Source organism: Flagellimonas profundi (genome assembly GCF_017313275.1).
GTDB lineage: Bacteria > Bacteroidota > Bacteroidia > Flavobacteriales > Flavobacteriaceae > Flagellimonas > Flagellimonas profundi.
The window spans coordinates 775,323-787,781 of the sequence record NZ_JAFLNM010000002.1; the positions used below are offsets into that span (position 1 = coordinate 775,323).

Annotated in this window: 8 protein-coding genes; 2 read left to right on the forward strand and 6 right to left on the reverse strand. The window is 44.5% G+C overall.

Annotated features, from left to right (window positions below):
- The first annotated feature begins 120 nt into the window (after positions 1-120).
- Both J0654_RS12410 and J0654_RS12415 read left to right on the forward strand, forming a co-directional pair.
- Positions 121-831, forward strand: a complete 711-nt coding sequence (locus J0654_RS12410) for a tRNA1(Val) (adenine(37)-N6)-methyltransferase (RefSeq protein ID WP_207029406.1) — start codon at positions 121-123, stop codon at positions 829-831.
- Between the two features lie 44 nt (positions 832-875).
- A complete protein-coding gene (locus tag J0654_RS12415) occupies positions 876-2,054 on the forward strand; it encodes an acyl-CoA dehydrogenase family protein (protein WP_207029407.1) in 1,179 nt (392 codons plus the stop codon).
- Here J0654_RS12415 and J0654_RS12420 read toward each other — a convergent pair whose 3' ends face one another.
- The 6 genes from J0654_RS12420 to J0654_RS12445 all read right to left on the reverse strand — a co-directional run bounded on the left by J0654_RS12420 (position 2,055) and on the right by J0654_RS12445 (position 12,450).
- Entirely contained in the window at positions 2,055-4,361 is a 2,307-nt protein-coding gene (locus J0654_RS12420) for an FdhF/YdeP family oxidoreductase (RefSeq protein ID WP_207029617.1), read from the reverse strand.
- Positions 4,361-4,735, reverse strand: a complete 375-nt coding sequence (locus tag J0654_RS12425) for a DUF7009 family protein (RefSeq protein ID WP_207029408.1) — start codon at positions 4,733-4,735, stop codon at positions 4,361-4,363. The genes J0654_RS12420 and J0654_RS12425 overlap by 1 nt, the downstream gene beginning before the upstream one ends.
- 41 nt (positions 4,736-4,776) lie before the next feature.
- Positions 4,777-7,776 (reverse strand): DNA polymerase III subunit alpha, encoded by a 3,000-nt coding sequence (locus J0654_RS12430; RefSeq protein ID WP_207029409.1) that lies wholly within the window; start codon positions 7,774-7,776, stop codon positions 4,777-4,779.
- A gap of 53 nt (positions 7,777-7,829) precedes the next feature.
- A complete protein-coding gene (gene dinB / locus J0654_RS12435; RefSeq protein ID WP_207029410.1) occupies positions 7,830-9,044 on the reverse strand; it encodes a DNA polymerase IV in 1,215 nt (404 codons plus the stop codon).
- Positions 9,045-9,470: 426 nt separating this feature from the next.
- Positions 9,471-10,442, reverse strand: a complete 972-nt coding sequence (gene hutG / locus J0654_RS12440) for a formimidoylglutamase (RefSeq protein WP_207029411.1) — start codon at positions 10,440-10,442, stop codon at positions 9,471-9,473.
- Between the two features lie 4 nt (positions 10,443-10,446).
- Positions 10,447-12,450 (reverse strand): urocanate hydratase, encoded by a 2,004-nt coding sequence (locus J0654_RS12445; protein ID WP_207029412.1) that lies wholly within the window; start codon positions 12,448-12,450, stop codon positions 10,447-10,449.
- Positions 12,451-12,459: the final 9 nt, after the last annotated feature.

Below are 12,459 nucleotides of genomic sequence, written 5' to 3' on the forward strand. Positions count from 1 at the left end.
ATCATATACATTTGAAAAACTGACTTAAGAATTAATAAAAGGCTGATATCAACTAATGAATGATGAATTTGAATTGATGATTGTAATTTGGGTATAGGACATTGCCTTATCTTTGGACTAATGGAACCGTTCAAATTCAAGGAATTTACCATTCACCAAGATAAATGTGCCATGAAGGTAGGTACCGATGGTGTTCTGTTGGGCGCTTGGGTTTCGTTGGAAGAACATCCTGAATCAATTTTGGATATTGGAGCTGGAACCGGACTCATTGCCTTGCAACTCGCTCAACGTTCGTCGGCTGAAACCATAGATGCTATTGAGTTGGATGCCGCTGCCTACGAGCAATGTGTTGGTAATTTTGAAGCATCTCCATGGGGAGACAGACTATTCTGTTACCATGCTGGTTTTGATGAGTTCGTGGATGAAATGGAAGATAAGTACGATTTGATCGTATCCAACCCTCCGTTTTATGCCGAAGATGTGTCTAGTGGCGATCAATCCAGGGACAATGCACGGCAAAGCAGTTCTTTACCATTCGATGAACTGGTTCAAGGTGTATCCCGATTTTTGACGGAAGATGGAAATTTTGCGGTAATCATCCCATATAAAGAAGAAGGGAATTTTATTGATTTAGCCAAAAATGTTGATTTGTTTCCAAATAGAATCACCAGGGTCAAGGGAAATCCTGAAACTGATTTTAAAAGAAGTTTAATGGAATTCAGCTTTCATCAAAATAAGCCATATATTGATTCCTTGATCATTGAAGAAGGTCGACACCAGTATACCAAGGAATACATTGAATTGACCCAAGCATTTTATTTAAAAATGTAACAATGCACGAATGAAATGTTATATTTACTTAAAAATTATTCTGAATGAAGCCCGATTTATTTGAAGCCCCAGATTACTATAACCTTGATGATTTACTTTCCGAGGAACATAAACTGGTTCGTGATGCGGCCCGCCAATGGGTAAAGCGCGATATATCCCCAATTATTGAGGAATATGCCCAAAAAGCAGAATTCCCTGAACAAATTATTGCAGGATTGGCGGAAATAGGTGCTTTCGGCCCCTACATTCCCGAAGAATACGGGGGTGCAGGCTTGGACCAAATCAGTTATGGGTTGATTATGCAGGAGATTGAGCGTGGCGATAGTGGCGTTCGCTCCACAGCTTCTGTACAGTCTTCGTTAGTGATGTATCCCATATTTGCTTACGGAAACGAAGAACAACGTAAAAAATATTTGCCCAAATTGGCTACTGGGGAGTGGATGGGCTGTTTTGGACTTACAGAACCCAACCATGGTTCCAATCCCGGAGGTATGGAGACAAAGTTCAAGGATGCCGGTGATCATTATGTGTTGAACGGTGCCAAATTGTGGATTTCCAACTCGCCATTTGCCGATGTGGCAGTTGTTTGGGCAAAGAATGAAGAAGGTAGAATCCACGGATTGATTGTTGAACGTGGAATGGAAGGTTTTTCCACACCTGAGACCCACAACAAATGGTCTTTGAGGGCATCTGCTACAGGCGAACTTATTTTTGACAATGTAAAAGTGCCAAAGGAAAATCTATTACCGGGCAAAAATGGATTGGGGGCACCGCTTGGATGTTTGGATTCCGCCCGCTATGGTATTGCATGGGGAGCAATCGGTGCAGCCATGGATTGCTACGATACGGCACTCCGTTATGCCAAGGAAAGGGTGCAGTTTGGAAAACCCATTGCAGCATATCAGCTTCAGCAAAAGAAATTGGCCGAAATGATCACCGAAATTACCAAGGCCCAGTTATTGGCTTTTCGTTTGGGACAATTAAAGAATGAAGGCAAAGCCACTACTGCACAAATTTCCATGGCCAAACGAAACAATGTGGAAATGGCCATCAAAATTGCCCGCGAAGCAAGGCAAATGTTGGGTGGAATGGGAATTACAGGGGAGTACAGCATTATGCGCCACATGATGAACCTGGAAAGTGTGATTACTTACGAGGGTACGCACGATATTCACCTGTTGATCACGGGAGCTGATATTACGGGAATCTCGGCGTTCAAATAATCAAGCTCGGAGAATCTTCTCTAAAGTTACCTTAATGGATTTGCTGATGGGTGTCTGGCTCTTGTCCGCAAATTGATTGTGTGGTACCAGCATATTCGTTTCAGGAAAATAAGCAGCCATATTTCCCTTTGGGATATCGTAGGTCACCACCAAGAATTTCTCTGCGGTTCGCTGTATGCCATCATAGTTGCTATGTAGGTTAACAGTATCCAATTGTGTCAATCCCTTTTCTGCCATATCTTCCTTGTTCATAAAAACCACACGACGTTCGTTATGGATGCCACGATATCGATCGTTCAATCCATAAATGGTAGTGTTGAACTGGTCATGGGAGCGAATGGTCATCAACAATAGCTCATCAGCTCGTAATTGATGGTCGGGCAATGGGGTAATGGACAATTGTGCCATGCCGTTGGGCAGCATCCTAAAATCACGGTTACGAACGTTATTTGGTAAATAGTATCCAAATCCTTTGGATTGTTCACTGGTGTTCTCAAAACCTTTGACCGTCTTATCTATCAATTTTCGGATGAGGTTGTAATCTTGGCCCAACTCGTACCAATTCATGGAGTGGTTGCCCCTGAAATACGTGTGCGCCAAAAGTGCAATGATCTCAGGTTCACTTTTAATATATTCTGAAGCCGGTTTCAATAGTCCTTTGCTCTGCCGGACCTTGCCCGTACTGCTCTCCATCGTCAAAAATTGGAGCTCACCGTTCTTTTCATCTTTTTCGGAACGGCCAAAGGTCGGCAACAACAATGCAGTTGTACCAGTAACCAAGTGACTACGGTTCAGTTTGGTACTAATCTGCACGGTCAAATCACAATTTTGAATTGCCTCTGCGGTGTATTGGGTGTCCGAAGCAGCCATCAAAAAATTACCGCCCAGGCAAACAAAAACCTTGGCCTTTTTATCGTGCATGGCCTTGATAGCTTCTACCGTATCATAGCCTTTCTCGGTAGGAGGGTCAAAATTGAGATGTTTCTGGATATTCTCGTTCAGTGTTTTGCTCACGTAGTGCATAATACCCACCGAACGATCGCCCTGCACATTGCTATGTCCTCGCACAGGACAAGTTCCGGCAAAGGGTTTTCCAACAGCTCCTTTGAGCAATAGGATATTGACGTATTCCTTAATGCAATCCACCGCATTTTTATGCTGGGTGATTCCCATGGCCCAACAGACCACAATTTTGGATTTTTCTGCCAACAGTTCCGCTACCTTGTCTATTTTTCGCATGTACACCCCGCTTCTGCGTTGAAGGCTTTCCACGTCGTAGCGTTCCAAATCTTTCAACAGATCATCATAGCCGTCCACATACTCTACAATAAATTCATGGTCGAGGACATTGGAGTTTTTAGCATCGAGTGCCACCAATTTTTTCAAGATCAGTTTGGCCAGGGCAATATCTTCATTGATCTTTACAGGAAGGTGAATGTCGGCAATGGGTTGTCCGTTCCCCAACATATCTGAAACACTTTGCGGGTTTTTAAAGTTGGCCAATCCCGTTTCGGCCAATGGATTTATACTTATAATCTTGCCACCGTTCTTTTTGCATTTTTCCAGGGCCGATAACATTCTCGGATGATTGGTGCCAGGATTTTGTCCCACGACCATAATAACCTCTGCACCATATAGGTCATCCAGTTTTACGGAACCCTTTCCGATCCCCAAAGTTTCCGAAAGTGCTACTCCTGATGATTCATGGCACATATTGGAGCAATCGGGCATGTTGTTGGTGCCAAAGGCGCGGGCAAACATACCATAGAGGTAAGCGGCTTCGTTGCTAGATCGGCCCGAGGTGTAAAAAATGGCCTCGTTTGGGTCTTTTAGTTGGTGCAGTTCATCAGAAATCAACTCAAAAGCATCTTGCCAAGTAATGGGTTCATAATGTATACTGTACGGTTTTAGGACCATCGGTTCTACTACGCGCCCTAATTTGTTCAGTTCAAAATCACTCAGTCTGGATAATTCTTCCACGGAATGTTCCGCAAAAAAATCGGATCCTACGTTTTCTCGGGTAGCTTCATCGGCCAATGCTTTTGCACCATTTTCACAGTATTCGGCAATTTTGGATGGGTGTTGGGGAACGGGCCATGCACAACTGGGGCAGCGAAAACCTTCTTCCTGGTTCATTTCCAACAAACCTCTCATGGAACGCACGATTCCCATTTCCTTAAAAGTATGTCGTAAGGCTTCTTTTACGCCTAAAAATCCAGCAGAGGTCTGCATTGGCTCTTTTAATCGAAGCCCTGTAAATTTGATGTCCCCGGTAAGGGAAACGTTGCGCTTTGTTTCTTTCTCCATCATGGTCGGTGTTGCAATTTTGGATTGGGATAGTTGTCCGATTGGTCTTCCGCTCTGTTTTCAAGACAAGTGAAGTCTTTTTCCAACAACAAATGCAGTTTTTTCCCTTTGGGAAGCTCCATTTCACAATCAAAGCCCACAGTGTTGTTGTGGAACCAATTTTTTCCATCATCTTCGGGAACCATCATCAGTATATTGTTGTCGGAGTACGATGCTTGTAGCTGTTTTAGATCCGGCATCAGTTTGACCTGATATTGAAAAGTGCTGTGGCCAAATTCGGTGGTTTCCGTTATTGAGCCCGTTTCGGACAGTTGCTTTACTTCACTTTGGGTCAATCTAAATCGTATGGAATTCCCTTTGATTCTGATTTTCATGTAATGGTTTCAATTCGTCTTGGTAAGTTAAGGCATTCCGTTCACTTCTTCGAATCAAATAATTTTTTGCTCGTTCTCATATCGGCATATCGCGGGTCTTGGACGTAGTTTTCCTTTTTCATTTTGATGACCTCTATGCTCAAAAAGCCAAACTCTTCCACCACTTTGCCATAAAATCGATAGATGCCTTTTCCACGAAAAAAATATTTGGCCGCTACAGGCGGAAAGAGCACCGTGTCGAAGACCTCTCCGTGTTGGTCCATCAAGGTGGCAAAATGCATGCGTTTCCCGTGGTTTGTGGAGGTATTCTTTACCGTTACCAAATACCCATAAATATCGATATGTTTGTTGAGGTATCGTTGGAGGTCTTTTTGACCGTTGGTGTTTTTGGGAGGTTCTTCCAGTAATTCAAAAGGGCTGCAAAGGCAGAATCCCAAGAGTTCCAATTGTTCAAAAGCGGTCTCCAAAGCGGTGGTGTTGAGCTGGGGCATCTGAAATTTTTGATACCTTGGTGGAAACAGCTTGGGGTGTTCCAACCGATTGTTTTTGGATAGCATCAAATGGGCTTTCCAGAGCAGTTCGTGTTTGTTGGTTCCCGTAAAGCGGAAGGCATCGATACGGATTAGGATGGAAAGTTGTTCCATTCGGATGAACACACGGTCCAAGAAATCTTCGAGAGAGGAAAAACTTCCGTGAAGCATACGCTCTTTCAGTATACGTTCCATGACCCTGCTCTCCAGATCGCGAAGGTACATCATGCCTAAATAAATATGCGTACCATAAATGCGGTTTACCGCCATACTTTTGTTCACACAGGGCGGATGGATGGTAGCTCCCATCATACGGGCATCGTGCACATAGAATTCCGAACGGTAAAATCCGCCCCCGTTGTTGAGTACGGCTACCATATATTCCAAAGGAAAATAAGCTCGCAGGAACAAACTTTGATAGCTTTCCACGGCGTACGAAGCGGAGTGGCCTTTTGCAAAAGCGTAGCCCGCAAAACTCGCCACTTGGTTCCAGATTTCGGAAATCAAGGATTCGGCATAGCCCTTTTTTCTGCAATTGGAAATAAACTTGTCCTGTACTTTTTGGAACTCGTCCCGCGAACGAAACTTTCCGCTCATGCCCCTGCGGAGAACATCGGCCTCGCCTAGGTCCAGACCGGCAAAATGGTGGGCTACTTTGATTACGTCTTCTTGATAGACCATAACCCCATAGGTGTCGGGCATAATTTGTAACATAATAGGATGTGCCTTTTCCTCGGTTCTGCCCTTGTTGCGATGACGCAAAATGTATTCCCTCATCATGCCGCTTTTGGCCACACCGGGTCGGATAATCGAACTGGCGGCCACCAATCCCAAATAATTGTCGACCTGTAATTTTTGGAGCAACATGCGCATGGCGGGCGATTCCACATAAAAGCAGCCCATGCACTGTGCGGTCTTGATCAAATTGTTGATCACAGGGTCTTTTTTAAACCCTTTGATGTCATGAATATCAATGGAGCCATATTTTTCGGGCTGGTTGTAAGCCACGATTTCCAAGGTTTCCTTGATCTTGCCCAAGCCCCGCTGGCCAAGGATATCGAATTTGTACAATCCAACATCCTCGGCGATGACCATATCATACTGCGTAGTAGGGAAGCCCTTAGGCGGTAAATGGGTGGCCGAAAACCAATGCAAGGGTTTGTCACTGATTAAGATACCCCCTGCGTGAATGCTTAAATAATTGGGTTTGCCCTTGAGCAAACTACCGTATTTTAGTACGAGTTTGGATACATGGTCCAGTTGTTCCAATCTGTATCTTCCCGTCAATAAAAAATCAATGTCTCGGGGTGGCAGCCCGAACACTTTTCCCAATTCCCGGATAACACCTCGTTCCTTAAAAGTGACATAGGTGCCAAGAAGGGCAACATGTTCAAAACGCTCAAAAATGTACGCTGTCATGGCAGGGCGGTCCTTCCATGAAAAATCGATGTCAAAATCGGGCGGATTGGCCCTGTATAAATTGATGAAGCGCTCAAAATAGAGGTCGAGTTCCATGGGGTCCACATCGGTAATGCGGAGCAGATAGGCCACAATACTATTGGCACCGCTACCACGGCCAACGTAAAAAAAACCGTTGCGCCTTGCTTCGGAAACAATATCCCAATTGATTAAAAAATAGGAGACAAACCCCATTTTTTTAATGAGTTCCAATTCCTTGTTCAACCGACTTTTGATGGAGTCGTTCACCTTCTCATACCGATAGGGGAGCCCCTCGGTGCAGAGTTGGTCCAAAAGCTGTTCGTCTTCTTCGACACTACCCGAAAAAGTTTTCAGATTTTGGGGTTTTCTGTCCTTCGAAAAATCAAAATGGATGCAGCACTTGTTGAACAGTTTTTCCGTGTTTTCCAGAATAAAGGGGAATTCGGAAAACACTGCGGCCAAATTTTGGACAGGATACATTTTTTCTTCCTCATTGGCCTCTTCTTCCTTTGGAAGTTTGCTCAATAGTACATTATTGTCGATGGCCCTTAGCAATCTATGGGCATTAAAATCCTGTTTGTTCCGAAAGGTGACGGGCTGCTGCACCACCAACTTGTTGGTAAGGGACGCCAATTTCGAGAAGGGAAGTCTGCGCAGGTCTTTGATGGAGATTCCAACGAACTCATGTTCTTGAAAATTATCCAATTCATTGAGCAATACCTGTTCAAACGGATATACCACAAAGGCATTCTTAAAGTTGGGGGCGCGTTCTGGAATCTTTGAACCATCGTGAAGGTGGCGGGACAAAAAATTGTTCAGTTCCAGATACCCTTCGTTGTTTTGTGCAATACCGATAAAGCTGGGCTGGGTTCCATTCCTGAAATCGATGCCCAAAATCGGTTTTATGCCAAATTCCGGTGCCTTTCGAACAAAATTCAATCCCGCCGAGGTATTGTTGATGTCCGTAAGCACCAATTGGGTCACATGATTTTGTTGTGCCAACTCCAACAATTCCACCTCCGAGAAGGTCCCGAATCGTAAACTGTAATATGTGTGGCAGTTTAAATACAATTGTCAGTGTTCACTTATCAATTATCAGTTACCAATTGTTTATTGGAAATTGTTCATTGTTTTCTGTGCGCCAAAACCACAGGGGGTTCCCCATTAAAGGGGTTGTGCATGCTGCCAATGGTCTTTGCGCCCATGGCGGAAGCACGCAGCACACTCCTACTTCCAAACCTATTACGGACATAATCCATGGCTTGGTACAGGTTCAGGGTCTCCTCTGTATCTTCAAAAAGGTTGATCTGGTAATTGCCCGAGACCAAATGGCTGAATCGAATACCGATGAGACGTACCAACATCCGTTTATTGTACAGCGAGTCGAACAGCTCCAATATTTTTGGGATGAGCGTATGGTCTGCACTCGTGTATGGAATACGCGATTGTTTGGAATAGGTGTTGAAATCGGAATATCGAATTTTTACGGCAACGCAGGCCGTCAATTTATCGCCCCGGCGTAGTTGGTAGGCCAGGTTTTCGGTCATAGCAATCAAAATGCCCCTTAGTTTGATGATATCAATGGTATCTTTATCAAATGTTCTCTCGTTGGAGATGGATTTTCTATCGTGGAAAGGAATCACGGGCGTATTGTCTATGCCATTGGCTCTTTTCCAGATTACTCTGCCATTGGCGCCCAATACCCGTTGCATAATGTCCATGGGCATATCCTGAACGGTTTTTACCTGCCGTATGCCCAAATTTCTAAGGGTTTGATAGGTTTTATCGCCTACCATTGGAATTTTTTTGATGGAAAGCGGGGCCAAAAAAGGCTTTTCCAAACCAAAATCTATTTTGAGCTGATTGTTGGGCTTGGCCTCGTTAGTAGCTACTTTAGAAACCACTTTGTTCACCGATAGCCCAAACGAAATCGGCAATCCTGTTTCCCGAATGATTTTCTGGCGTATTTCTGTGGCGTATTTGTAACAGCCAAAAAAGCGGTCCATGCCCGATAGATCGGCATAAAACTCATCAATACTTGATTTTTCGAAAACAGGCACATGTTCCTTGATGATTTCCGTGACCACATCCGAATACTTGCTGTACGTACCCGCATTGCCACGGATTACTACGGCCTCCGGACAAAGTTCCTTGGCCATTTTCATGGGCATGCCCGAATGCACCCCAAATCCACGGGTCTCATAGCTACAGGCCGCCACCACACCACGGTCGCTGGTGCCGCCCACCAATAAGGGCTTGTTTTTAAGCTCTGTATTGATGATGCGTTCCACGGATACGTAAAAGGTATCCAAATCCAGATGCAAAATCGTCTTTTCCATTGTTCAGTTGAAGGAAAGCTAAAATATGGAAATATTCCTATAAAATGGAAATATTCCATAAAATAAATATCAACAACTCCTACTGCTATTTTATCCGAAAAATCATTATATCTTTGTACTGTTGTGTTGGATTCCAGTCACGACGATTGGAATCAGGTTGAAGCATCAAACCGATGCTCGCCAATGAAAGGCTTTCCTTTTGGGAGGCTTTTTTTGTTTGTAGTGGAAAGTGTAAATATACGTGTGGGTATTACCTTGAGCGTAGTTGATAGGTTTTACTGTCAGAGGTCTCGTATCTCGACTACACTCGATATGACAGCTCATAAAATATTAATGGGCATTCGTGTAATTCGTGTCAAACAAGCTGAGACATAACAGTCATAATAGATTCTTCGCTTTGCTCAGAATGACAATTTTTAAGTAAGATTAACTTTGGGTAATAGCGTGTGCCACATGGTGTGCCAGAGAAGCGGCCAATTTAGCCGTTTGTCCGTCGACATCGTACTTGGGATTCATCTCGGCGATGTCCATACTGATCAATTTTCCAGACCCGATAATCGTTTTTAAACATTCCAAAACCATATATGGGCTAAAACCCATTGGAGAAGCGGCACTAACGCCAGGCGCGTAGGCAGAGGAGAATCCATCCAAGTCAATGGTCACATAAATATGGTCCACATTTTTGGCAAAAGCATTGATCCAGGTCGTAATTTCATTCAGTAGGGGAATTTGAAACGTATCGTTCATTACATAGATTACATCGAGGTCCCTTGCTGTTTGGAACAGATTTCGATCATTGGCATCCTTTCGGATACCGAGACAGAGGTAGTTAAAATCGATGCCCTCTTTTTCACAGTCTTTCGCTATCTGATAAAACGGGGTCCCCGAATTGCTTTGCTCCGAGTTTTTCCGCAAATCGAAATGAGCATCAAAATTGATGATGCCGATGGTCTGTCCTTCTTTCTTGGCGTCCAAATATTTTTTGATGCCGCTGTAGTGCCCGTAGGCCATATCGTGCCCCCCGCCCAAAACGATGGGAAACTGTTTTTTTTCTAAAAGGGTCTTGGTAGCTTCGGCGAGTTGTTCTTGGGCCGACTCCATATCGCTATTGGTACAAGTAATTGAGCCCACATCGTGCAACAGCACATTGCTCCCCAAATGGTTGGGCATTTTTGCAAAACTACTTTTAATTGCATCCGGCCCATCCTCGGCTCCAACCCGACCTTGGTTCCGGTGCACCCCAGTATCACAGGCATAGCCCAAAAGGGCAATGGATTTTTTTTGGGCTTCTGGGAGTTCCTCCAAGGGTGTGCAATGCACTTTTTCGTGCAGATACAGCCATTTATTGGAAATTCTACCTGTCCAAAGGTCTTTTTTCGGGGGGTCGTAGTGTTTCATCACATTAAAAAAGCTGGTCCAAAATATTGGATTCTACAAGATAAGGCAAAGTTACCCTTAAATTGGGGGAGCGTTCCATTTCTCGTTCAATGGCAAAGCGGGCTTCTTTGTTCCTCGCCCAGCTTCTACGGGAAATACCATTGTTCACATCAAAAAATAACATTTTCTTCAATCGGTTGGAGGCTTCTTCGGAACCATCGAGTACCATGCCAAAACCTCCGTTGATGACTTCTCCCCAGCCAACGCCGCCACCATTATGAATGGACACCCAAGTGGCCCCTCTAAAACTATCGCCAATCACATTTTGAATGGCCATATCGGCGGTGAACTTGCTGCCATCATAAATATTACTGGTCTCTCTAAAGGGTGAATCCGTTCCGCTCACATCATGATGGTCACGTCCCAATACCACGGGAGCACTGATTTCTCCCTTGGCAATGGCCGTATTGAAGGCGTCCGCAATTTTGCTGCGCCCCTCGGCATCGGCATAGAGGATCCGAGCTTGCGAACCCACTACCAATTTATTCTGTTCCGCTTCCGAAATCCATTTGATGTTGTCCTGCATTTGTTGTTGGATTTCTTCGGGAGCTTCGGATTTTATTTTTTTCATCACCTCAAAGGCAATGGCATCCGTTTTTTGAAGGTCTTTTGGGTCACCCGAAGTACAGACCCATCGAAATGGGCCAAATCCGTAGTCGAAACACATGGGCCCTAAAATATCTTGTACATAAGATGGATACCTGAAGTCGATATTGTTTTCGGCCATCACTTCGCCGCCCGCTCGGGAAACTTCCAACAAAAAGGCATTGCCATAGTCAAAAAAGTAAGTGCCTTTTGCCGCGTGCTTATTGATGGCACTGATTTGACGTCGTAGCGATTCCTGTACTTTTTCCTTGAAAGCTTCGGGATTTTCCACCATCAAGATATTGGATTCTTCAAAAGAAAGTCCAACGGGATAGTAACCACCGGCCCAAGGATTGTGCAAAGAGGTTTGGTCGGAACCTAAATGAACAAAAATGTTGGCTTCGTAAAAGCGTTCCCAGACATCAACCACATTGCCGATGTACGCCAAGGAAACCACTTCTTTGTTTTCAACGGCTTCTTTGGTGCGGACAACCAATAGATCTAAATCTACCAATAACTCATCTACCCAGCCTTGATCGTGCCTTTTTTTGGCAGCTTCTGGATTTACTTCCGCGCAAACGGTGATACCCCCTGCTATGTTTCCGGCTTTGGGTTGGGCGCCGCTCATACCGCCCAATCCTGCGGTCAAAAATATTTTTCCTTCAGGTGATTCGTTTTTCTGCAATACTTTTCGGAAAGCATTCATGACCGTGATGGCCGTTCCATGGACTATGCCCTGTGGACCAATATACATGTAGGAACCTGCGGTCATCTGTCCGTATTGTGTTACGCCAAGTGCATTGAAGCGCTCCCAATCGTCGGGTTTGGAGTAGTTGGGAATCATCATACCATTGGTGACCACCACTCTTGGAGCTTCTTTGGAGGATGGGAAAAGCCCCATAGGATGGCCGGAATACATGTTCAAGGTCTGTTCCTCTGTCATTTCTGCCAAATATTTCATGGTGAGCAGGTACTGCGCCCAGTTTTGGAATACTGCACCATTGCCACCATAGGTGATAAGTTCCTCGGGATGCTGTGCCACAGCAGGATCCAAATTATTTTGAATCATAAGCATAATGGCCGCTGCCTGGTGTGTTTTTGCAGGGTATTCCGAAATAGGTCGGGCGTAGATTTCATAATCTGGTTTAAACCGATGCATGTAAATACGACCATAGGTTTTCAGTTCCTCCGCAAACTCTGATGCGAGTTCTTTGTGCCAAGCCTCCGGAAAATACCGTAGTGCATTTTTTACAGCCAATTTCTTCTCTTCCTTGGATAGAATATCCTTTCGTTTTGGAGCTGGGTTACCGTTTTTGGGATATGGTTTTTTTGCGGGAAGTTGCTCGGGTATGCCTTGTAATATTTGTTGCTGAAATTCGGTCATGGTTCAATT